This window comes from Marinomonas ostreistagni, from assembly GCF_016461785.1.
Classification (GTDB): Bacteria; Pseudomonadota; Gammaproteobacteria; order Pseudomonadales; family Marinomonadaceae; genus Marinomonas; species Marinomonas ostreistagni_A.
In genome coordinates, this window is the sequence record NZ_JAEMUH010000007.1 from 184,104 (window position 1) to 204,869 (window position 20,766).

The window sequence follows — 20,766 nt, forward strand, 5'->3', positions numbered from 1 at the left end:
TTCCCTCTTCGTATCAGTAAAAAAAGCCCATCCTAGAGATGGGCTTTTTAAGATGATGAACGCTTATTTTGCGTCGAACTCAATAACCGTACGGATACTTTCACCTTCGTGCATTAGGTGGAAAGCTTCGTTGATGTCTTCAAGCTTCATTTTGTGTGTCACGAACGGATCGATTTCGATCTTACCGCTCATGTAATCTTCAACGTAACCTGGAAGTTCGGTACGACCTTTAACGCCACCGAACGCAGAACCACGCCATACACGACCCGTCACTAGCTGGAATGGACGAGTAGAGATTTCTTGACCTGCACCCGCTACACCGATGATGATCGACTCACCCCAACCTTTGTGACAACACTCAAGCGCTGCACGCATCACGTTAACGTTACCAATACATTCGAAAGAGTAATCCACACCACCGTCAGTCATCTCAACGATCACTTCTTGGATTGGCTTGTCGAATTTAGATGGGTTGATGAAGTCCGTTGCACCGAACTGCTCAGCCATTTCGAACTTAGATTCGTTTAGGTCGATCGCGATGATACGACCAGCGCCAGCTAAACGAGCACCTTGGATACAAGATAGACCGATACCGCCTAGGCCGAAGACTGCAACCGTCGCGCCCGCTTCCACTTTTGCCGTGTTAAGCACCGCACCGATACCCGTCGTTACGCCACAGCCAAGTAGACAGATTTTGTCCATTGCGGCTTCTTCATTGACTTTCGCCAAGGAGATTTCAGGGACAACACTGTACTCAGAGAAAGTAGAACAGCCCATGTAGTGGAAGATCGGCTCGCCGTTGATGCTAAAACGGCTCGTGCCATCTGGCATAAGACCTTTACCTTGCGTCGCACGAACGGCCTGACATAGGTTCGTTTTGCCAGATTTACAGAATTTACACTCGCCACACTCTGCCGTGTAAAGAGGGATAACGTGATCACCAGGTTTGAGTGTTGTCACACCTTCACCAACGGCTTCAACGATGCCAGCACCTTCGTGACCAAGGATCGCAGGGAAAATACCTTCTGGGTCTTCACCAGAAAGTGTGAACGCATCCGTGTGACACACACCTGTTGCTACCATGCGAACAAGCACTTCACCTGCCTGCGGATCTTGTACTTCAACTTCTTCAATTTTAAGAGGCTGACCTGGTCCCCAAGCGACCGCTGCTTTACATTTCAACATTGTGAACTCCGTTCTAACATAACCGTTAATGAAACAAGTGGGCTAAGTGTAGACGCAAAAAACTATTGCGATAATAGCCATTTTGACAAATTATTATTGTCATACAGCAACAATAGCGAGTAATAATGTCATGAAACACTGGGAAGCCATGGAAGCCTTTGTCGAAGTCGTGCATCAGGGGAGCTTCTCCAAAGCCGCAAGCAGGTTAAATGTTTCGGCTTCACACATCAGTCGCTTGATTACCCATTTAGAAGAGCGTTTAAACACCACGCTGTTATTTCGCACCACGCGCAGTATTCGACTCAGTGAAGCGGGCGAGAAGTTTTACCAACACTGTCGCGAGCTACCGAATGCACTCGCCAGCGCGGAAGAAGCCGTCAGTGCCCTCACTCAAGCACCCATGGGTACACTGCGTATTACCTGCGCCACCACCTTTGGCGAGCGCTACCTAGCGCCCTTGCTCAATGACTTTTTAATGCAAAACCCACAAGTCGACTTAGACTTTCATCTTACCAACCGCGAAGTGGACTTGGTGGAAGAAGGTTATGACCTCGCCATCCGCATGGGAGCACTGCGTGACTCCAGCCTGTTATCAAGACGACTGTGTGACCGAGCTGAATATCTGTGTGCCTCTCGGGAGTACGTTGACCAACATGGCGTGCCTCACACCCTCGCTGAACTGAGCAAACACAAATGCTTAATGGGCTCTAAAACTCACTGGGTATTCAGTCAGAACGGTCAGCGTAAAGAAGTCAAAGTCTCCAGCCATTGGCGCAGTAACTCTGGCCCTGCCCTTCTCGACGCCATCCGCCGAGGTCTCGGTATTGCGCAATTGCCTGATTACTATGTAAAAGAAGACTTAGCGTCAGGGCGACTGATTTCATTGCTCCCACAATATCAGTACCCCTACACCGGTGTGTGGCTGGTTTATCCTCGCGCCCAACAGCCGTCACCGAAACTCAAAGCCGTTTGCGATTACTTGATTGAGCGCTTTGAAAAAGAAGATATTTTTGCCAGTTGGAGTAAACGGCTTTGATACTAAGCGAACCAGAGCTAACAAGCCTTGTTAGCTCTCTCTAAACTCCAATAGCTCTCTTAGTGGCAAAGGCATTTTTTTCCTGGCGGCCATCGAAATATTTTGCTCGTTTTTCTGCCAAATCACACCAAGCGCAATAATACCAAGCCCTATCAACACCAACGCCATTGGAAAGAGCCAACTGTCTTTGAAGACACTAGATGCTAGATGACCGAAATAAGCACAACAGCCTAATGCTCCGAATACTACAAACACTCGCCGCATCAACAATACACCAATACCAACCATCACCAGGTTAATGCTGAAGTAGATAAATTTAGAAAGCTCATCATCAGAATGCTGACTGCTCATGCCTCCCCAAAAAGTGAGGACACCAAAAATATACAGCCAAAATGCGTAGTCAGCGATTTTATGGGCTTTTAGGTCAACCACAAAAGCCAAGATAATCATGACCAAACCAACGTACATAGAAATTAAGGTTCTAAGTTCATAGGCAGATCGATCACCCGCTAACATCAATGCAACATCCATCGACATATACCAAAGCGAGACAGCGATGGGCATGAGCATAAATGGATATTTATACTTCCAAGCCAGCAAACCACCTACGGCAAGAGTAGCAACTTCCATATAAATCCAATGCCATTTAATGGTTCTATGAAAGCTTTTATACACACTGTCATCAGGCCAAACGCCTAACCATTTCTGCAGCCCATAAACCGCTAACGGTGTTATACAAACCACAAAGGTCGCACATATACCTGCAGGAATACTTAAGTTTCTAGCGGCGAACACATGGCATATCCAAAGCCCGAGCACAGCATACAAGAGCGAAATAAAGAATATCCCAGCGCCGCCAAACGACTCCCATCCTAAATTCATAAACAGCGACATTGCCCCGATGGCCATCATACCGCCAAGGTAATAGAGGGTATGCGTGAAATTGAATGTCGGAGTGCTCTGCGACTGATGCGACAAGAACTCATACAAGGCTTCAGACTGCTCAGTGGAAATAATCCCCTCGTTCGCAGCGGCTTTCAATTGTCTCTTTGTTACATCCATTTAAGTCCCCCAAAATCCAAAGAAAGTCGAAGTGAAGCAGTGTAGTCCAAGAAGCGTTAATGCTTTTTAAACTTTACATTGCCGCTTTTGATGGCATCTAGTAAACCTTCAACGTGCTCATTATTGGGCGTTAGACCTTTGTAGATCTCAAGATTTTTTACAGCCAACTCCATGTTTTGCTGCGATAAATAGACCATACCTAGCGAATAGTAAGCTTGCTTCACCCCTGCTTTTGCTGATTTTTCTAAATACGGCAATGCTTTGCTTCCTTGATTACTATCAGCTAGGAAAACACCGTACCTATAATTTGCAAACGTATCATCTGGCATCTGATTAAGTAGGTTTCTAAAATCTCGATCCGCCTTATCCGCCGAACCAGGAATATCTAGCATGAATCCAATACTATTTATAAGGCTGCTGCGTTTTAAAAGATCAGTAGATGCTGTCGGCGTATCCACAAGAATATCCAACACTCCTGAAAGCGACCGTGCGTCAGCTTTAGCACGTCGCAAATCCGCAGCGTTGTCAAACCTAGGAGGATAAACACTCGCATGTTTCCCAAGGTCATTAATGATTGAATCTAAATATCGTAAATCAACGCCTTTCTTTTGACCGTTTTCAGTTTCCGTAACGATTAAAATCTTCTTCGCATCGTAATTACCGTACATCTCTGCGTAAGAAGCGTTAGCAATAAACTGAAAAAAACAAAACAACGAGGCAATGATTTTAGGTTTCAGATTACTCAATGAAGGCTTGTAAGACAAAGTCCAGCTCACAGCATACATGCCACTTCGACTTTTCATAATTGGACATCCTTGTTAAGGGGATCAGTAAGATCCTAATAAAAATCACTTCATTCTCTCTTCGTTTTCCCACCATATTGAGAATGATTTTTATTTTTAACAAAGAATATTTTAAATATCAAGCAGTGCACCAAGATAGTTAAACATCACACAAAAGACGCATGTCTAAATCGCTTAGCGACTAGTCCAGTTCCCCCAGGCTTCTCAAATAAATACCTCTACATTCTCTAATTTGATCTAAGTCGCTTTCTATCCATTACTGACTTGCAGAAATAACATCTGCTTAATACATTAGAAAAATCTAATAATTATTTAAGGATTTATCATGCGTCAAGTAGATGTTGCGATCATTGGAGCAGGCTCTGCGGGCTTAACCGCACTCGGACTGATAAAAAAAGTGACCAATAATTATGTGCTAATCAATGAAGGTTGGTATGGCACGACGTGCGCCAAAGTGGGCTGCATGCCGTCGAAGGTGCTGATTCAAATTGCCGATGATTTTGACCGCTTGAAAAAGCTGCCCGTAGAAGGCATCGAAGGGGTAGCCCAAGCACACGTAAATGGTGAAACCGTGATGAAACGAGTGCAGTCTATGCGCGACGGCTTTGTCGAGAAAACCATTGCCCCTTGGCAAACACTACCAGCCGATAAGAACCTTAACGGTCGCGCCGCTTTTATCGACGCCAACACGCTAGAAGTGACATATTCCGATGGCCAAACAGAGCAAATTCAAGCGAAGCAGATTATCTTAGCCCCTGGCTCACGTCCCGTTTTACCTGCGGCGTGGCAAGCCATCCAGGGTGTCGTGACGTCCGACACCTTCTTTGAGCAGGCTAGCCTACCGAAAAAAGTCGCCGTCATTGGCCTTGGCGTGATTGGTCTAGAGCTTGGCCAAGCCATGGCCCGTTTGGGTGTCGAGGTAGTAGGCATTGAAATGGCCGATACCTTGGCTGGCATTAGCGATCCCGAGGTGCGTAACAAGGCTCTTGAACTTCTAGGTCATGACTTTCCGCTTTACCTTGGTCAAGCGGCACAATTAGAGCCAATCGAAAACGGAGTCAAAGTAAGCGTTGGCGAGCAGAGTATTGAAGTGGATCAAGTACTTGCCGCCCTAGGTCGTCGTCCTAACCTAGATACAGTGAACCTTGCTAACGCTGGTATTACGTTAGATGAACAAGGCATGCCTGAGATCGATTCAAGTACTATGCGTATCCAAGGTACAAGTATCTATGTAGCGGGCGATGCGACAGGGCAAAAGGCCATCCTTCATGAAGCCGCAGATGAAGGTCGCATCGCCGCCTACAACGTCATTCAAGCCCTACAGCAAGGCGAAGCCAAACACTACCAAGCACGCACCGAACTGGGCATGGCGTTTACTCATCCTAATATCGGCTTCTTTGGCAAACGCTTTGTAGAGCTTGATCCTGAACACATTGCCATCGGTAGCTATAATTTCAATATGCTCGGTCGCCCACGAGTCATGCAAGAGACGGAAGGGCTAATTCGTTTGTATGCAGATAAGAAAACAAAGCAATTAGTAGGGGGGGAAATGATCGCCCCACGAGGTGAACACTTACTGCATCAACTGGCTTGGGTTCATCAGCTTAATGTCGAAATAGCCGAGATCCTACGCTTGCCGTTCTATCACCCCAATATCGAAGAGGGTGTTCGCATGGCACTTAGGGAGTTAGCAAAGCAACTTTACGATAAACCAGTGGAAGAAGTTATTGGCGCTTAAGGAACAACACCCTCACTCTGGCAACCTTAATCAATCTTAAGAATAAGGTTGCCAATATTTACCGGGCAGTCAGGGAGAATTGCTCTAAAATCAACTCAACCAGCGGCTGCTTTCTAAATTTCCGAGCCGAGCCATCTAGATCTTTGAGTGAATGCGCTGCTTTTGGTAAGACCACCAGTTGATAGCGTCCTCCAGCACTTTCGAAAATATGCTGGGCATTTTTTTGCGAAGTAAATGGAATGTCCAAAAAGCCTTTTTCCCCTATCCCTCCGGCTATAGGTACATTTTCATCCAACTCACCATGAATATTAATAATGGTGTTATTTACGGCCTTTGCACACTGTTTGGGATCGACCATTAAAGTGGCTGAGAGTGTTACCACCTTTTGAAATGTCTCGGTCGTACACACCATTGTCTGCAGCATCATTCCACCATTCGAATGACCAACAGCTAACTTATTAACATCACTGACGTGATAACGCGATTGCAAAGTTTCTACCGCCTCAGAAATGTAGCTTATGTCATCCACCTGATCTCGGTAGGGTTTACCACAGCAACCTCTACCTGCATTCCATGCTTTAAATTTAGCACCTCCCAAACGCGCGGCAGCACTACCATTTAAATACGCTACAACCATTCCGAGCTGATCGGCAGCCTGCTCAAACGCTAATTTTCTTTGTATGAACTGAGCATTACCAGCACCACCATGTAGGACTATCAGCAAATATAGATGAGCCTTTTCAGAGAACCGATCAGGTACATAAAGCAGCCATTCTCGCTCATTAAATGACTCTGTTTGATAACGCCCCTCGGCTTGTACGGGCAAGCTCAAAGCCAGCCAAACACCACTCCCTATCAGGTAATAGAGCAATGTCTGTAGCCATTTAATGAGGTAAAGTCCCTGCATTATTCCTACCCTCTCTTATAAGCGAATCACCGTAATAAAGCTTTAATCTAACGGTACGATGTTAGGCAAAAGTTCGATCAGAAAGAAATACAGGCTCGAGCATCATTGGTCAAAACCACTAACACTATCCATAAACCGACTAATAAATGTCATGACTTCTTTCTCGTAATCAGTCTCCTGAATAAACGTGTCAATTTCCTTAGGTAACTTGCCGATCAGAGGCACCCGTAAAAAAATATCTTCTTGAAAATTCTCGCTGACCGTTGCCAATACGAGTCGTAAGGAAGCCAGCATATCATCGCCTCGATGAGATGCATGGACCAACGCAATGTTTTTCCCGATCACTTCATAGCGAGACACCATCCAATCTATCGCGTTTTTAAGGCCACCGGGAATCGCTCGAACATACTCAGGACTTGAAATAATAATGCCATCCGCCGTGGCAATGAGGTCAATAAAATTACGTACAGCAAGAGGGGTCGACTCACCCTCTAAGTCAGGAGAAAACACTGGTAGCGTATGGAGCTGATCAAAAATAAACACCTCAACGCCTTCTGGCACTCTAGATTGAATTGCCGAAAGCAAAGCTGTATTGGTCGAGGCCTTACGGGCACTACCGGAGATAGCAAGAATCTTCATAAAACATTCCTTGTCGTAGGCTAGTTCACGTTACTGATGTGTATCAAGCATCGTGCAGCAGAGATCATCTTTTTTATTTATGAACGACCTTAAAATGCTCTAAAACTAACAACATATCTTCAGTTGGAGTAATACCTAACTCTTCACACTCGTTTGAAAAAACGCCCAGTGAGCTTTTCTCCACCACGATAAGGTTTTATCGCCCTCACCTTCGGCCGCGGCGAACTCAGCACTCACATCCCTATATTTGCACGTAGAAACTGAACTGATTTCTATGATACAGACTGGCTTACCACTCCAATCCGTGACGACTTGAAGATGACCGACTTCAGGACGCTCTTCACCTTCATGGCTGTACCAGTACTCCATGCTACAGGACGCCCGTTTTTCACCTCTAAGAATCAATTCAGCGCAAACATTAGCGTTGTACTCATCAGAGCAAAAATAATCTGAACTGAAAGAAGTATATTTTTCTGCGGTTTTAAGTGGCAATGAGTTCAGATAACTCTCTAAATAGGCCCTACTTCTTTCTTCCATGAAAACCTCGAATTTGATTAAGAAAACCGCCTTTTAAGGCGATAGATGCTCGTTTATTCATTAGCAAGCCAAAACATGAAATCAAACTTATGCGTTTGGTGATTTGTCTTCAGCCTATGGTATTGGTTGCATATTGATCTTAATACACTTCCTTTAACGCTTCCAAGTCAAAACTAGAGGCCGCAGAGATCGGATCTCTTCTATGCTGTTCTATTTAAGCGTTCTCAGAAAAATCACTTTGGTAGAAGTATCATCAAGAGCCTGGTTATTCTCAATTTATAATGTTCTAATCGTGAGCATAACACTCGCTCAGTTTATTGCCTGATTGGAGCCATATGTCCCCGCTAGATCAACTCAACGCCGCCATCAAACAATTCCACTTGGGGCATTATGACAATGCAAAGACTTTATTGGAGGAAGTCAGAAAAGCTGCTCCTGAACTCGTCATGGCGCAACTCTATTTGGCTCAAATTGATCTCCTATCAGGAAAAGGTGAACAGTGGATAGCTACTCTGCAAGAACTGATTATTCAGATACCTCATTTCCACGAAGCCTACCACGTGTTAGGGCAATGCCTGCAGCAAGCAAAGCAACTACCTCAAGCTGCAGCGACGTTTCATACCGCATTAACACTCGCCTACTTTCAAGTAGAGCAGGAAGGGATTCCTTCTTGTGTTAAACCGAACACAACATCTCTTAAACCTGATCAAGGCGAGGCTCTGCTTTGGCAAACCTTATCTTTGCTAAAGCAGCATGAAGTCTATGCTTTTGCTTGTGCAGGCACTCTTTTAGGCTTGGAGCGAGAAGGTCATTTGCTTATCAATGACAAAGACTTGGATATTGGGATAGATTGGCTCCAAATGAATAAAGCCATTGAGGTATTGGAAAAAAACGGTTGGGCCGAGGCGTCACGCTCCTACGATTTAATCAACCCACGTTGCTTAAAACATAAGGCAACAGGCATTACGCTGGATCTATGTGGTTTTGGCACCGATAGTAAAAGTGGTGAAGCCATTTGCGGCCTATGGATCGAAGACGTACCATTTCATTGGAACCGCATTACAGTCTTTCCTAAAATCGAACTAACCAGCCGCCCTTCACCTGCTGGTGAAGTATGGTATTTAAGCCAACCAGAATTGATGTTAAATGCACTGTATGGCCAAGATTGGCGTATCCCTGACGCGGATTTCGATACCATTATCTGCGCACAGAATCTAAAACATTTCTCTTGGCTCACATATTGTTACGCCTACTCACGTTTGTATGGGCAATGGCTTAGAGGCAATACAACCAAAGCTAAACGTATCCTTGATGTACTCCTTGCTCAGCGTCCAAAAGACAAAGTACTAAATCAAATTAAGCGGCAGTTTGAGCAAATATCTTCTCAACAAAATAGCCAACAGCGAATCTTGGCTCTAGGTTACTTCGACCTGATGCATGAGGGTCATTTGAACTACCTTGAATTCGCTCGGCAACAGGGAGACGTATTAGTCGTGGGCATTGCTCCAGATAGCTTTTGTCAGCAAAGTAAAGGCTATCAACCAATCATGAATGAAACACAGCGAAAAATGCTTATCACTGCTCTATCGATCGTTGATGAAACCCATTTTGTCGCCAACCCCATATCACACACTCAAGCCGCTACGGAATGGATACACTCACTCAATATCAACAAAGTTGTTTGTGGTAAAGAGTGGCAAGGCTCAGAGCGTTGGCAGAAGCTAGAAAAAGCCCTTGCCCACCACAATATTGATGTAACCTATGCTCCAAAAACAGAAGGAGTTTCGACTACTTCAATTAAACAAAAGGTCATATCTCAAACTGACACTAAGAAACATTAGGTTTGGGAAGGTATAGCTACCTGCTGCCAAATTGTGACCATTAACTTTATATGCAGGACTATAAATTAATTAAAGTCTTAGCACACAACGCGAGTAATGCGATGTTCGATAAAAGCCCCATTAGGAAAAAGTAGCTTCGTGGGCTTGGGTTTTCGTTAGTCGCCACTGCGTAATAAAGCAGCATGTGAATAATACGCGCTACAGCGAAGCTCCAAATACAGATCATTAACCAAAAGGCATCGGCACCAATCAAGATAGCCAGTAAAATCATACCAAGCATGATTGGTACATTTTCTATCGAGTTCATAAACGTTCGATGTGCCCTGAATGTGAACGATTCATGCCCAAGTGACTCGTCCACTTTACCTGGAACAGCTCCTTCCTTACGTGCTTTAGAAATTGCTGCAACAAACCACTGCGCCATCCAAGTCACAAGAATCACAAACATGCCCCAAAATGCAGTGCCGTATATCGTCGTTAATTCCATTACATATTCTCCTTTTTCATTAGAGTGATATGAATAACGTCGCACAGCAAAGCGCTACATGCACTCTGCTAAAAGACATCTGCAAAGGATTAACGCAGGCTTTGCATGGTTATTGAACAAAGCTGGGGGAGGTTTAAAGAGACGTGACAAAACAACACGGTCTGAGCTTGTAATTGCCTTCACGTTCAAGCTCCTGCCAAACAACTAATTAACGCTACTGATGCGTCTCAAAGTAACGCTTTTCCTGCTCTAAAATGCGCTCGCTATTTAATGAAGCAAGGCTGATATCAGGTGAGTTAGGCAACATACCGATGGTTTGTAAATGCAGATAACGCATGGCACAAACGCGCAAGAAAGAAGTGAAATTATCCAAATCATGACCCGCTGCCAATGCCTCATGGTTAAGCTTCACAATCATCTGCGCCAGCGATAGCTTATCCCGCTGAGCGATTTCCTCTAAGGTAAACCAGAAGATATTTTCCAATCGAATGCTGGTGACCATGCCATCAATACGCACAGAGCGCGTGACGTTTTGCCATAGGCTGGGGTCTGAGTTCACAAACAGCTTGCACATAAAATCATCCTGTTAAAATCCCTTAACAACGCAAAAGAACAAACGCAGACAAAATAGGTTAGCTGAATTTTTCGGAAAGTCAGAGGAATGGCGCACTAATTTACGCAATAGTGACTATCCACTCCCCCAACATCGCAGAGTAAAGATCAGGTTAGCGGTTTAGCAAAACATAAAACTGCGCTAACCACGCAGGGTGCGCTGGCCACGCAGGCGCTGTGACTAAGTTACCATCGGTCACCGCCTGATCCACTGGGATATCAGCGTAGACACCTTTGGCAAGCTCTACTTCTGGCTGACACGCAGGGTAAGCGGAACATTGCTTGCCCTCCAACACACCCGCCGCCGCCAACAACTGAGCACCGTGACAAATCGCGGCAACTGGCTTATCCGCTTTAAAGAAATGCTGCACCATGGCAATCACGTCTTTATTTAAACGCAAATACTCCGGCGCACGACCACCCGGAATCACCAAAGCATCATAGTCTTCAGCCTTAATCTCACTAAAGGTCGCGTTTAACGTAAAACGGTGACCAGGCTTTTCGGTGTAGGTCTGATCCCCTTCAAAATCGTGGATCGCCGTTGCAACAGAGTCACCAGCTTTCTTATCAGGACAGACTGCATCCACCTGATGGCCGACACTTAACAACGTCTGAAACGGCACCATGGTTTCGTAATCTTCCGTGAAATCACCCGTGATCATTAAGATTTTTTTATTAGACATAATGCTTCCTCTTATTGTGTTTCCAACAGAGGTAAGTTGTAACAGTTAGAGTGGCGCGGGAGGTATTAACGGGTTGTTACATGGGGTGAAGCCGCCTGCTCATACAGAAAGCCTTATCAGACGTAAACGATGTCCATCGTGATCAATCATCGTAAAGGTCTCTCCAAAACTCAACGTTTCAATGGGTTGGATAGGCTGCAAATCGAGTGATTGCCAGCGGAGCCATTGAGTATTCAGCTCATCGAGGCTATCGACGTGTAGAACTACTTCAACACCACCGACCACACCATTGGTTGAGGGAATAACTTTATCCTGTTGCCACAAACGCAGAGATTGCCCATTGGGCGTGACAAACAACGCGAAGTCATCGGACTGCCTGATAGGCGGTTGTTCTAGAAGCTCGCTATATAAGGTGACACTTTTTGAAAGGGACGCAACATAAAGCACAAAGCCATTTAATATCATACTGAAACTCCATTCTGTGTTAAGAAGAAGTCCAGCATAAATTACCTGTACGTCAGTTTTTGTCAGTAGCGGTTGATTAAAATGGTAACGGCTTAGAAATCTGTTGTTGCTCATACCACTGATTCATCAGAGTACGCCGGGGCGTTGGATAACGAGCCTCATCCTTGATGACTAACTCGTTTAATCGATCAACGCGAAAATGTCGAAAGTCTTGGCGCACCTCACACCAAGCAATTAACACGAGTGCTGTTTGGAAGTAGCCCAATGCCATCGGCCATACCACTCGTTGGCTGTTATGCCCTACTTTATCTTGATACTTAAACTCGACTTTGAACTCAGCTTGTAGTGCAGCTCGTAAACGGGCCACATTGATATCATCACCAAGCGACGCAGTGGGTCCAACCAAGAGAGTATTGTGTGTCACCTCATCTGCCAAATCGGCTGGCAATTCAGACAGCACTTTCCCCAAACACGACTCTGCACTCTGTGCCAGTGCAGGATCCGCCTGACGAGTGACCCAGCGCATGCCTAATACCAGTGCCTCTAGTTCTTGCGATGTGAAATTTAAGGGAGGCAACCAAAATCCCGAGACCATTTGATAGCCAACACCTGCTTCGCCTTCGATTTGAGCCCCTTGCTCCTGCAGCGTTGCAATATCGCGGTAAATACTGCGCACACTGACATTGAGCCGCTGCGCGAGTTGACTTGCAGAGACCGGACGACGACTTTGACGTAACAAGTCCAGTAAGGATAACAAGCGCTTTGATCGACTCACTTTATCGTTAAACCTTCATCAGCCGTCGGCGCTTCAAAGTACTGAGTTACATGATGAAAAACGCTTTCCGTGTCAAACTGCGCTCGTTCAGGAAATTCAATACGACGCTGTGCAATTTGAGACAAACATTGCTCATCTGTCACGTCTAAAAACCACAGTTCGTGGCGACAATTCACTTCGCGACATAGCGATACAAACCATGCTCTTTGCTTCAATGTGTTTGCAGGAAAGTCCATAACGACATTCACACCAAGGTTGAGCAGACTTTGAACGTGCATTTTAACAAACGGTTTGATGAGGTTTGAGAACTTAATGTAGTCATCAAAGGTGTTAATCTGTGAAGGATAATGGGCCGCTAACCATTCATCTTCTGAGACGAGAACAGCATGATTCTCAGCCGCAATAATTTTGGATTTCGTGGACTTGCCCGCCCCCATCTTACCGCAGAAAAAAAACAGCACTCCCTGATGTTCCATCTCTCCTCCAGTCATTCTTAACAACTTGTTGCCTTGCTTGCACATTGTCTTAGATTAAAAATACAACCAATCATACAAAATTTGCTCTTCAGTTCATTAAACCGATTAAGCCGAACCGCATTTTTTATTCAATGCAGTAGCGTTATACAACACAGGCCATTGGTTTTGCCAGTTACTCCAAACAATATCGTCCGTTAACAAAGTGCTCATGAAATGCGCTACGTTTATGCGGCTTGTTTGGCCTGTATCTATAATCACACCCAATTGAGGTGAGGAAAAAACTTTGTAATCGGTAACTTCATCGTGATCAACCAAGTTATCCGGTCGAACAATACTCCACGTCAGATTTGGGCAGGTTTGGTTTTGCAAAAAAGCGGCTGCAAGTTCATTGTCTCTCTGGGGCGGCAAAATTTTACGTAATGCTGAAATTACGACTCGGTCCACTCCCTTCAATTGCTCATTATTACGAGCATTTACCACACCATTACTGCTCATTAACACTAAGCGTATCGGCTTATGTTGAGTCAATTCAACCAACCGTTGTACTGCGTCTCGAACTAGAGTTCGCGGTTTTCCCCATATACCTTGCAGCGTTAGATTGTGCCCCAAACAGCATGCTATACCATCCACTTCATCTAATACCGAGCTCAGCTCACTATCCGATACTTCCAGCAAGTTCCCCTGTTGAATTCTTATATTCCGATGAGAAAGAATTGATACAGGCAAAGCTTCTATTGTCCTAACAAAACCAAATACCGTATGTCCGCTTGCAAGGAGTTGTGAAGCAAGCAACCTCCCCGTAGCGCCTGTCAAACCTGCAACAAAAATTTTCATTCGAATCACTTGTCTCTTAATAGCGATTTGCCCACTATACAAATGCATAAATGAAAGATATACGGCAAAAACAACTACAAGGTATGCATTAACGAATGAATAAAAACACATTCGATTGGAATCACGCGCGAGTCTTTCTTACTGTCGCCAAAAAGGGCTCATTAACTGCAGCAGCGGAAGCGCTTAATCTCAGCCAGTCTACTCTCAGTCGACAAATGAACACTCTAGAAACCCAACTCGGACTTACCTTATTCGAACGCATGGGGCGAGGCATTCAAATAACAGACGCAGGGTATCAATTAATTCACCACATCGAAGTCATGCAAGAAGCAGCGATGCAAGTCTCACTGAGTGCAAAAGGTCACTCTGAAAGCTTGTATGGCTCCGTCACCATAGCTGTCAGCGAATTGGATGCAGCCTTTCGCTTGCCCCCGATATTGCAGCGTATTCGTGAACAAGCACCAGAACTACAATTAAATATTGAAGTATCTAATGCCATTACTAACCTCAAGGCGCGTGATGCCGACATCGCATTACGTAATAAACGCCCTGAACAGACTGACTTGATCGCCCGCAAAATAGGCGTGGAATCAATTGATTTATTTGGCACACCAGAATACATATCTAAACTAGAATTCAACGGATATAAAAATGTCCAAATTATTGGCTTTGATAAACAAGAAAAAGTGATTGAAATTTTGCAGCAGGGCAATTGGTCAGTGGGTCTTGAGAACTTTCAAGTGACCACTAATTTTCAGTGGCTCCATGTGTTACTTGCACAACAAGGCAACAGTTTGATCATCTTGCCAACAGACATCGGAAAACGCCTCGGACTCAAAGCCATACGCCGAACTGCTAATCCTTTACTTGAATTACCAGTTTGGTTAGTTAGCCATCGTGAGCTACGTACCAACCCTCGAGTGCGTTTTGTATTTGATCTTCTTGTGGATGGACTAAATGAAGACTTTACGTAACATCCTTACGCCAAGTAGCTCTCAAACTAAAAGGGTGAAGCGAGTCACTGAGTTGAACAGCTATGAATACACTCACCCTAGAATTTCATAGTGCCGCTCAACATTTACTGTCACCTTCCCCCAATAAGATGCTTTCACTCGTTGCTGGTGGAGTTCAAATGATTCTTTATCCTCGAACTCTTCGTAAACGTCAAAGCGAAGAGGGTTCTCTGGGTTTTGAATAACACTAAACGTGATACAGCCTGTTTCTTCGAGTGTAAGGCGTGTGTGATTTACCAATTCAGTTTGTACTAATTCAAGATCCGACTCTGGGACTAGAATAAAACCTTTTAATGTTACTTTTGGCATGGGCTTCCTTGTGGTGTGTGAAGTCATAAATAATCGGTACAGATGAAGCGCAACGGAATTCACATCAGAGTTAATTTGCCTTGTTAGACGACGATTTCATTGCCGATTTTGTAGCGAATATGACTATCCCAACACCAAAGACGATCACGGCAACCAATATCAAAAATGTGGTTTCAAATGAAATCCCGGATGCGCTTTCAGCTGTATTTAACATGAATAGATGAATAAATGAGAAAAGCGTTAGCGGTATCGACAAGATAAGCCCAACCAGTTCAATCCAGAATAATGCTTTCGGCATTTTGTCTGGCGAGATAGGGAATATTTTTCCTAAATCCAGCGCATACACAAAAAAGTATGAAATTCCACAAAGAACCGAAGCGATGACAGCAAGCTTGGAGCCAGCCAATACAAAATAGACCAATATAAGACTGCCAATCCCCAACACCGTGAGAAACACATTGAATATTCCCAGTGTCATAGGAGATATGTGCGAGAAATCTCTATTTTCAATTGGACCACCTGGAATAAGAGTGGCAAGTAATAGTACTGATAGTCCAAGCAAGCTTGCGACTGCATATCCGAGATAATGTTCCATGGTTTTTCCTCGTCAAATACCGCGTTAAAGAGCGACATACATGCTTGTTTTACACTTAGTGCTCCGTGCCTGCGTATACCCACATTGGCTCTGTTTTACCGGCGCGCTCGAAGCCTAAGGCTTTATAGAACTCTATAGCTTCACCGTCAGCGGTAAGCATTTGCTGGTGAAAGCCACCGTAGATAGATTGCATAGCCTCCATCATTTTACGACCGATCCCTTTGCCGTGTTTGGATGGGTGAACAAGCATATGAGGGTAATAGACCACCAGATGCCCATCAGATATTGCGTTGCCTACACCAACCAACTCTCCATCAATACGCGCTGTGACCAACGTGTGAGAATTACGCAAAGCAGGCAATAGCTGTTCAGGCTTTTCAGCTGAAGACCAGTGATTAGCCCGGTATAACTCTACGATTTCGGCCTCTTCGATCTCGCCGTTGAATTCAATTTTAATATCCATATTTACCTCGGTTTTGAATAATGCCTTAATCAGGGATGCCATAGACGTCGCTTGAACTGACTTGTTAACACTTTGGCCTGAATTAATAGATTAAGCTTACCAATAAGTGACTCAATCATAACTCCTATCCCAACAATGCCTATCATTAAACAGTCGGTAAAGTCAGAGCCTTTAAAAGCGAATCTTTCAGGCTTTTGGTCTAGAAGGATTGATGATACAAACCGACTGGTCTATGCCGTGGATGATGAAGCAGTGACGATATTGTCATGTCGTTATCATTATTAATGTTCAATCCATAAGCTTCGCAATCGCTGCACCATTAACGTTATCTTGCTCTTTCAAACTCGCTCTTACGCTTTCCCTATTCGACTGAGGCTGGTTTTGACTGGCTTTTAACTTCCCTACAAGTGACTCGATCGTAATCTCTATCCCGACAATGTCTTTAGCTAAACGGCCGGTAAAATCGGTTGGGGCATCCGCTACAGACCAAGGCTCGGCCATGGTAGCCTCATGATGATCGGTTAACTGAGATAAATGCTGTTTAAGCCAATCAGGATCCTGAATAACCTGAACTTCCCCCTTTCCGCCTTTGTTGCATACCAAGATGGCGAGATATAGGCATTAGGTCCCTGAAAAATCGCAAGCACCTGAGCGCCATCCTGAATACGCTGCCATGCCGTATTAGCACGAGCTAGATGACATTGTAGTTTACCGAGAGATCTGCCTTTATCTACCACTAAATGAAATGGGACATGATTTGCTTCAATGCCTTCAGCATCAGAGATAATCAAGGTACCAAAGCTATACTCGCGAATGTATTGGTGTAGTACTTCTTGGTCTTCTTCTTTGAAGTGGTTTGGGACGTACATCCATGTGTTCCTTGGTGGTGAGTCGTTTAAGCCAACTTTGCACTTACCTTACATTGAGGCAGTATTTAGCAGAATGCTTATTTGCTATAAATGATTGATAAGCTTTAACATTTATGTGGTATCAGCAAAATGATACTAGTTCCTAAATCTGACTTCGACTTAGTCGCTATCGATGATCAGAAAAGTGCCATCGTTGATCACGGCCGACAAACACAATCCAATGTCAGGGGCACAATGCTTGAACTATGTGCGAGGTATAAAGATTGGTTTCTAGTTTTCGCCACCGACAATACTCCTTTTGAAGACATGCTACATGTCCATTTAGTAGATAATAACTTCAATATTCTTGACTCTATTACCATTAGTGCCATGTACAGCACAGGCTCGTTTTCTGAACCTCAATTAATTGCCCCAAACAAAATAGTATTCCGTTTTATCGGTGACACGGATTGGACTATTACCATATTAGATCGAGCCAAGTTAGGGTTACCTTATTTATCCCCCATCAAAGGTGTTCGTAGAGCTTGGCAATGTCGTCAATATTTAGAAGTTTCTGGTCAGCCTAAGCCTGAAGTTTATAGCTAATACAGCGCACTTCTAACACCATAATAAAAAAACTAAATATTGCGTTTCTCTAATGGTAAATATTGAGCGGTGTGGACTAAACGTAAGATGCCGCACCGCTAGAGAAAAGTAATAACTACTGAATAGCACTCACCTTGGATTCGTATACGGCTAGAACTTCACAAGCCTTGCCAAGGTCTGTAGTAGAGTATTGCCCAATTTGAACATCCATAACTCGAAATTGATCAACTTCCTCTCTCGTAATCTGCTGACTCTGAAAGGCTGAGGTAACTGTTTGCATTGCATCCATGTAGCGAACCCAAAGTGAAGTTTGATCACATTCTGGGTTCTTGTGCGCCTTAACCTGAACTGACGTTTCAGTTCCACCATAGACTTCGATCAAGCCCTCATATCCCTGACATATGGCTGCATCCACCATCGTATTGGCCTGGGTTGCATCTAAGTTAGGTATATCCCCCATCATCTTGTTCAACGGTGTCGACTCATCCACCATACGAGTCAACTTTTCATGAAGCTCCGAAGGGATCGGCTCCCCAGCTGCTTGTAACTTAACCTTCTCCAGATTCAGCTTCTGCATGATATTGTTAAACTTAAGCATCCCACCTTGGGCACGTTGATAGCTACACTCATTTATAGCCCCATTTCCATCTGCTAAAGCAGGCATGGAAAGTCCCCCTGCCAAACAAAACCATCCAATGGCACCCGCAATACTCGAACTTATCTTCACCCTGTTACTCCTTTAAATAATTTACTTAGGATTTATTTTGAATTTAGGATCCTAACGCTCCTTGACGGCGGGTGATTTTAAAAGAAGGGATAAAAAAATTCATCTTATAAAATTTAACTAATTTGGTTCGCATACTAGATAACTGAAGCAGAACAAACTTAGGCAATGGAGAAGTGATTCCTAAACACTACAACTTTGGATACACAGAGCTCAGAAAAGTTATTGACGTCACTACACAAAACAAAAAATATTGGCTAATTATCTAGTACCGTGCAACAAAATGAATAGGATAAATATAAAGAAATACTAACTTCGAAGGGATCAGATTAAACTGGTTGTTACCGATTCGCTCAAATAATTCATAGTGTCGTTCAACGTTTACCGTCACCTTACCCCAATTTGATGCTTTCACTCGTTGTTGGTGGAGTTCGAATGATTCTTTATCCGCGAACACTTCGTAAACGTCAAAACCAAGAGGGTTCTCTGGGTTTTTAAATAACATTAAAGGTGAGACAGTCGGTTTCTTCGAGTGTAAGGCGTGTGTGGTTTGGCAATTAGCTGCGCTCTCAAATCAGAATGTATAATCGAATACAACGATATCCTCAAGCAAAGGACTAAAAATTTGCTTCAGCGCTTCGTGCTCAACATGCGGTAAGTAGTTTTGACGCCCTGCTTCGTTTGCAAACGTCATTAAGACTGAGTGCGTGTAACCTTTGTTTTTGCCCTCAGGGCTATCGTTTATACCCCATTCGACAGACACAACACCCTCAACTTTTTCAGGCATAGCTTCGAATAATCCCTTAAGCTTTTCGACTTCTGAGAGCGGTGATGATTCTTTAAATTTGATTAATAAAATGTGCCTAATCATTTTTTACTTCCTAGCGCTTGTCCGCTGAAATGCTTTGTTAAAAGTCACTTGCTTTTTGAAGTGCAACAAGGTCACAGCCAACTATTGCTTCAAGATTTTCAGTAATTTTTTCTGCACTCCAATCCCACCATGCTATTTCTAAAAGCTCATTAATTGTAAGGTCGTCAAATCGATATTTAATAACTTTAGCAGGATTGCCACCCACAACGCTGTAAGCCGGTACATCTGCGGTCACAACAGACTTACTCGCTACTATAGCACCAGTGCCAATTTTGACTCCCGGCATGATTGTGGCCTCATAGCCGATCCAAACATCATTCCCAATTTCCGTATCGCCTTTGTAGGGTAGCTCGTCCTCTTTAGGCATGACCTTCTCCCAGCCATTACCAAATATTTGGAATGGGTATGTAGAAAATCCAGACATCTTATGATTAGCACCATTCATAATGAATTTCACGTCTTTTGCGATGGCGCAAAACTTCCCTATTAAGAGCTTATCTCCAATAAATGGAAAGTGATAAAGCACATTACTCTCAAATCGTTCTGGGCCTTCAGGATCGTCGTAATAGGTGTAGTCACCCACGATGATATTTTCAGAAGAAATGTAATTCTTCAAATACCCTACTTGGGGAAAGCCTTTCATGGGTTCTTTATCTTCAGGACTTGGACCTTTCAAAATGCCTCCAATACATCTGTGGCTTTAAACGCCGCGTTAAATAGTGGACAACGCGATAACTAAACTTAAACCATTGAACCTTAAACACCTAAGGCAACTTGAACTAAAGTCGTCAAGCGGTGTGAATCTGCCTTAAACGATTTGTTATGTGAGTTTTTTCACGCACCCAAAAGAGGCAAATTTTTACGCTGTTGATAGGTTAAAGCTAACTCTAAACAGGACTTGATTATTGTTTCTGGTAAGGCTTTCGATAAGGACAGAACTATTGCTCTGTTTCCCTGAAACAACAGTTCATCACTATACAATTCTCGAAATGTATCGACTAACTTAGTTTGGCAATTAAAAAACAGGTAATAATTGTCAGGAGATTTCAGCTTCCAGTCCATTCTTAACGGGCTACCTGTTTTTACACTATAGCTAGGTTCACCCCACTTTAGAGTTTCATCGACTTCACCCAGTTCCAAATCAGATGCGATTTGAAAGACTAGGTTTCGTAGTTCCTCTAGCCTAATACGAGCATTTTCCGGATATTCATCGAAGCGTTCTTTGACTACCTTGTTCACTGAAACCTCCTATTCACA

At 43.9% G+C, this 20,766-nt stretch carries 26 protein-coding genes and 2 pseudogenes; 6 read left to right on the forward strand and 22 right to left on the reverse strand.

Annotated features, from left to right (window positions below; translation table 11 throughout):
- Window positions 1-63: 63 nt before the first annotated feature.
- Window positions 64-1,182, reverse strand: coding sequence for an S-(hydroxymethyl)glutathione dehydrogenase/class III alcohol dehydrogenase (locus tag JHD44_RS09265; RefSeq protein WP_162847591.1), 1,119 nt, complete (start codon window positions 1,180-1,182; stop codon window positions 64-66).
- 133 nt (window positions 1,183-1,315) lie between these two features.
- Between JHD44_RS09265 and JHD44_RS09270 the strand changes: the two genes are divergently transcribed.
- Window positions 1,316-2,221, forward strand: a complete 906-nt coding sequence (locus tag JHD44_RS09270) for a LysR family transcriptional regulator (protein ID WP_199462473.1) — start codon at window positions 1,316-1,318, stop codon at window positions 2,219-2,221.
- A gap of 30 nt (window positions 2,222-2,251) precedes the next feature.
- Here JHD44_RS09270 and JHD44_RS09275 read toward each other — a convergent pair whose 3' ends face one another.
- Both JHD44_RS09275 and JHD44_RS09280 read right to left on the reverse strand, forming a co-directional pair.
- Window positions 2,252-3,283: a DUF2157 domain-containing protein gene (locus JHD44_RS09275; RefSeq protein ID WP_199462474.1), complete on the reverse strand. Its 1,032-nt coding sequence runs from the start codon at window positions 3,281-3,283 to the stop codon at window positions 2,252-2,254.
- Window positions 3,284-3,339: 56 nt separating this feature from the next.
- Window positions 3,340-4,086 (reverse strand): tetratricopeptide repeat protein, encoded by a 747-nt coding sequence (locus JHD44_RS09280; protein WP_199462475.1) that lies wholly within the window; start codon window positions 4,084-4,086, stop codon window positions 3,340-3,342.
- Window positions 4,087-4,411: 325 nt separating this feature from the next.
- Between JHD44_RS09280 and JHD44_RS09285 the strand changes: the two genes are divergently transcribed.
- Window positions 4,412-5,824, forward strand: coding sequence for a dihydrolipoyl dehydrogenase (locus JHD44_RS09285; protein WP_199462476.1), 1,413 nt, complete (start codon window positions 4,412-4,414; stop codon window positions 5,822-5,824).
- 58 nt (window positions 5,825-5,882) lie between these two features.
- Here JHD44_RS09285 and JHD44_RS09290 read toward each other — a convergent pair whose 3' ends face one another.
- The 3 genes from JHD44_RS09290 to JHD44_RS09300 form a co-directional block, all read right to left on the reverse strand.
- On the reverse strand, window positions 5,883-6,731 hold the full coding sequence (locus JHD44_RS09290) for an alpha/beta hydrolase family esterase (protein WP_199462477.1): 849 nt from the start codon (window positions 6,729-6,731) through the stop codon (window positions 5,883-5,885).
- A gap of 102 nt (window positions 6,732-6,833) precedes the next feature.
- The gene (locus JHD44_RS09295; protein WP_199462478.1) at window positions 6,834-7,370 is read right to left on the reverse strand and encodes an NADPH-dependent FMN reductase; all 537 of its coding nucleotides are present in this window, start codon (window positions 7,368-7,370) and stop codon (window positions 6,834-6,836) included.
- Window positions 7,371-7,505: 135 nt separating this feature from the next.
- A complete protein-coding gene (locus JHD44_RS09300; protein ID WP_233401946.1) occupies window positions 7,506-7,907 on the reverse strand; it encodes an ASCH domain-containing protein in 402 nt (133 codons plus the stop codon).
- A gap of 335 nt (window positions 7,908-8,242) precedes the next feature.
- Between JHD44_RS09300 and JHD44_RS09305 the strand changes: the two genes are divergently transcribed.
- Complete coding sequence (locus JHD44_RS09305; RefSeq protein WP_199462479.1) at window positions 8,243-9,748, forward strand: adenylyltransferase/cytidyltransferase family protein; 1,506 nt, start codon at window positions 8,243-8,245, stop codon at window positions 9,746-9,748.
- Between the two features lie 58 nt (window positions 9,749-9,806).
- On the opposite strand, the gene JHD44_RS09310 is transcribed toward JHD44_RS09305, so the two are convergent.
- The 7 genes from JHD44_RS09310 to JHD44_RS09340 form a co-directional block, all read right to left on the reverse strand.
- Window positions 9,807-10,235, reverse strand: coding sequence for an MAPEG family protein (locus JHD44_RS09310; protein WP_133563136.1), 429 nt, complete (start codon window positions 10,233-10,235; stop codon window positions 9,807-9,809).
- Between the two features lie 214 nt (window positions 10,236-10,449).
- Window positions 10,450-10,809 carry a ribbon-helix-helix domain-containing protein gene (locus JHD44_RS09315; RefSeq protein WP_199462480.1) on the reverse strand — a complete coding sequence of 120 codons (360 nt, stop codon included), beginning with the start codon at window positions 10,807-10,809 and terminating at the stop codon, window positions 10,450-10,452.
- Window positions 10,810-10,960: 151 nt separating this feature from the next.
- Complete coding sequence (locus tag JHD44_RS09320; RefSeq protein WP_199462481.1) at window positions 10,961-11,530, reverse strand: DJ-1/PfpI family protein; 570 nt, start codon at window positions 11,528-11,530, stop codon at window positions 10,961-10,963.
- A gap of 99 nt (window positions 11,531-11,629) precedes the next feature.
- Window positions 11,630-11,995 (reverse strand): drug:proton antiporter, encoded by a 366-nt coding sequence (locus JHD44_RS09325; RefSeq protein ID WP_199462482.1) that lies wholly within the window; start codon window positions 11,993-11,995, stop codon window positions 11,630-11,632.
- Between the two features lie 76 nt (window positions 11,996-12,071).
- Complete coding sequence (locus JHD44_RS09330; RefSeq protein WP_199462483.1) at window positions 12,072-12,770, reverse strand: helix-turn-helix transcriptional regulator; 699 nt, start codon at window positions 12,768-12,770, stop codon at window positions 12,072-12,074.
- Window positions 12,767-13,246: an AAA family ATPase gene (locus tag JHD44_RS09335; RefSeq protein WP_199462484.1), complete on the reverse strand. Its 480-nt coding sequence runs from the start codon at window positions 13,244-13,246 to the stop codon at window positions 12,767-12,769. The genes JHD44_RS09330 and JHD44_RS09335 overlap by 4 nt, the downstream gene beginning before the upstream one ends.
- A 105-nt stretch (window positions 13,247-13,351) precedes the next feature.
- A complete protein-coding gene (locus JHD44_RS09340) occupies window positions 13,352-14,080 on the reverse strand; it encodes an NAD(P)-dependent oxidoreductase (RefSeq protein WP_199462485.1) in 729 nt (242 codons plus the stop codon).
- 95 nt (window positions 14,081-14,175) lie between these two features.
- On the opposite strand from JHD44_RS09340, the gene JHD44_RS09345 reads away from it, so the two are divergent.
- A complete protein-coding gene (locus JHD44_RS09345) occupies window positions 14,176-15,054 on the forward strand; it encodes a LysR family transcriptional regulator (protein WP_199462486.1) in 879 nt (292 codons plus the stop codon).
- Between the two features lie 72 nt (window positions 15,055-15,126).
- On the opposite strand, the gene JHD44_RS09350 is transcribed toward JHD44_RS09345, so the two are convergent.
- From JHD44_RS09350 to JHD44_RS09360, 3 genes are all read right to left on the reverse strand, one after another.
- Window positions 15,127-15,402 carry a putative quinol monooxygenase gene (locus tag JHD44_RS09350; RefSeq protein WP_199462487.1) on the reverse strand — a complete coding sequence of 92 codons (276 nt, stop codon included), beginning with the start codon at window positions 15,400-15,402 and terminating at the stop codon, window positions 15,127-15,129.
- A gap of 70 nt (window positions 15,403-15,472) precedes the next feature.
- A complete protein-coding gene (locus JHD44_RS09355) occupies window positions 15,473-15,997 on the reverse strand; it encodes a hypothetical protein (protein ID WP_199462488.1) in 525 nt (174 codons plus the stop codon).
- 55 nt (window positions 15,998-16,052) lie between these two features.
- Window positions 16,053-16,460, reverse strand: a complete 408-nt coding sequence (locus tag JHD44_RS09360) for a GNAT family N-acetyltransferase (protein WP_199462489.1) — start codon at window positions 16,458-16,460, stop codon at window positions 16,053-16,055.
- A gap of 159 nt (window positions 16,461-16,619) precedes the next feature.
- Between JHD44_RS09360 and JHD44_RS19225 the strand changes: the two are divergent.
- Window positions 16,620-16,745: pseudogene (locus JHD44_RS19225) on the forward strand (Txe/YoeB family addiction module toxin); the annotation flags it as partial.
- A gap of 3 nt (window positions 16,746-16,748) precedes the next feature.
- Here the strand turns inward: JHD44_RS19225 and JHD44_RS09370 are convergent.
- Window positions 16,749-17,329: pseudogene (locus tag JHD44_RS09370) on the reverse strand (FMN-binding negative transcriptional regulator).
- Window positions 17,330-17,458: 129 nt separating this feature from the next.
- Between JHD44_RS09370 and JHD44_RS09375 the strand changes: the two are divergent.
- Window positions 17,459-17,914, forward strand: a complete 456-nt coding sequence (locus JHD44_RS09375) for a hypothetical protein (protein WP_199462491.1) — start codon at window positions 17,459-17,461, stop codon at window positions 17,912-17,914.
- A 115-nt stretch (window positions 17,915-18,029) separates the two neighbouring features.
- On the opposite strand, the gene JHD44_RS09380 is transcribed toward JHD44_RS09375, so the two are convergent.
- The 5 genes from JHD44_RS09380 to JHD44_RS09400 all read right to left on the reverse strand — a co-directional run bounded on the left by JHD44_RS09380 (window position 18,030) and on the right by JHD44_RS09400 (window position 20,748).
- On the reverse strand, window positions 18,030-18,641 hold the full coding sequence (locus JHD44_RS09380) for a hypothetical protein (RefSeq protein WP_199462492.1): 612 nt from the start codon (window positions 18,639-18,641) through the stop codon (window positions 18,030-18,032).
- A gap of 262 nt (window positions 18,642-18,903) precedes the next feature.
- Window positions 18,904-19,143: a hypothetical protein gene (locus JHD44_RS09385; protein WP_199462493.1), complete on the reverse strand. Its 240-nt coding sequence runs from the start codon at window positions 19,141-19,143 to the stop codon at window positions 18,904-18,906.
- Between the two features lie 69 nt (window positions 19,144-19,212).
- Window positions 19,213-19,509 (reverse strand): Dabb family protein, encoded by a 297-nt coding sequence (locus JHD44_RS09390; RefSeq protein ID WP_199462494.1) that lies wholly within the window; start codon window positions 19,507-19,509, stop codon window positions 19,213-19,215.
- Window positions 19,510-19,546: 37 nt separating this feature from the next.
- A complete protein-coding gene (locus JHD44_RS09395) occupies window positions 19,547-20,188 on the reverse strand; it encodes a Vat family streptogramin A O-acetyltransferase (protein WP_418903730.1) in 642 nt (213 codons plus the stop codon).
- A 155-nt stretch (window positions 20,189-20,343) separates the two neighbouring features.
- On the reverse strand, window positions 20,344-20,748 hold the full coding sequence (locus tag JHD44_RS09400; RefSeq protein WP_199462496.1) for a DUF1801 domain-containing protein: 405 nt from the start codon (window positions 20,746-20,748) through the stop codon (window positions 20,344-20,346).
- Window positions 20,749-20,766: the final 18 nt, after the last annotated feature.

Bases quoted from the DNA above. Each gene is read 5' to 3' on its own strand.
- JHD44_RS09355 (WP_199462488.1), bottom strand. From the start codon at position 15,997: ATGGAACATTATCTCGGATATGCAGTCGCAAGCTTGCTTGGACTATCA.
- JHD44_RS09305 (WP_199462479.1), top strand. From the start codon at position 8,243: ATGTCCCCGCTAGATCAACTCAACGCCGCCATCAAACAATTCCACTTG.
- JHD44_RS09275 (WP_199462474.1), bottom strand. From the start codon at position 3,283: ATGGATGTAACAAAGAGACAATTGAAAGCCGCTGCGAACGAGGGGATT.
- JHD44_RS09385 (WP_199462493.1), bottom strand. From the start codon at position 19,143: ATGTTATTTAAAAACCCAGAGAACCCTCTTGGTTTTGACGTTTACGAA.
- JHD44_RS09325 (WP_199462482.1), bottom strand. From the start codon at position 11,995: ATGATATTAAATGGCTTTGTGCTTTATGTTGCGTCCCTTTCAAAAAGT.
- JHD44_RS09340 (WP_199462485.1), bottom strand. From the start codon at position 14,080: ATGAAAATTTTTGTTGCAGGTTTGACAGGCGCTACGGGGAGGTTGCTT.
- JHD44_RS09315 (WP_199462480.1), bottom strand. From the start codon at position 10,809: ATGTGCAAGCTGTTTGTGAACTCAGACCCCAGCCTATGGCAAAACGTC.
- JHD44_RS09360 (WP_199462489.1), bottom strand. From the start codon at position 16,460: ATGGATATTAAAATTGAATTCAACGGCGAGATCGAAGAGGCCGAAATC.
- JHD44_RS09285 (WP_199462476.1), top strand. From the start codon at position 4,412: ATGCGTCAAGTAGATGTTGCGATCATTGGAGCAGGCTCTGCGGGCTTA.
- JHD44_RS09310 (WP_133563136.1), bottom strand. From the start codon at position 10,235: ATGGAATTAACGACGATATACGGCACTGCATTTTGGGGCATGTTTGTG.
- JHD44_RS09390 (WP_199462494.1), bottom strand. From the start codon at position 19,509: ATGATTAGGCACATTTTATTAATCAAATTTAAAGAATCATCACCGCTC.
- JHD44_RS09350 (WP_199462487.1), bottom strand. From the start codon at position 15,402: ATGCCAAAAGTAACATTAAAAGGTTTTATTCTAGTCCCAGAGTCGGAT.
- JHD44_RS09290 (WP_199462477.1), bottom strand. From the start codon at position 6,731: ATGCAGGGACTTTACCTCATTAAATGGCTACAGACATTGCTCTATTAC.
- JHD44_RS09320 (WP_199462481.1), bottom strand. From the start codon at position 11,530: ATGTCTAATAAAAAAATCTTAATGATCACGGGTGATTTCACGGAAGAT.
- JHD44_RS09300 (WP_233401946.1), bottom strand. From the start codon at position 7,907: ATGGAAGAAAGAAGTAGGGCCTATTTAGAGAGTTATCTGAACTCATTG.
- JHD44_RS09335 (WP_199462484.1), bottom strand. From the start codon at position 13,246: ATGGAACATCAGGGAGTGCTGTTTTTTTTCTGCGGTAAGATGGGGGCG.
- JHD44_RS09375 (WP_199462491.1), top strand. From the start codon at position 17,459: ATGATACTAGTTCCTAAATCTGACTTCGACTTAGTCGCTATCGATGAT.
- JHD44_RS09270 (WP_199462473.1), top strand. From the start codon at position 1,316: ATGAAACACTGGGAAGCCATGGAAGCCTTTGTCGAAGTCGTGCATCAG.
- JHD44_RS09295 (WP_199462478.1), bottom strand. From the start codon at position 7,370: ATGAAGATTCTTGCTATCTCCGGTAGTGCCCGTAAGGCCTCGACCAAT.
- JHD44_RS09345 (WP_199462486.1), top strand. From the start codon at position 14,176: ATGAATAAAAACACATTCGATTGGAATCACGCGCGAGTCTTTCTTACT.
- JHD44_RS09280 (WP_199462475.1), bottom strand. From the start codon at position 4,086: ATGAAAAGTCGAAGTGGCATGTATGCTGTGAGCTGGACTTTGTCTTAC.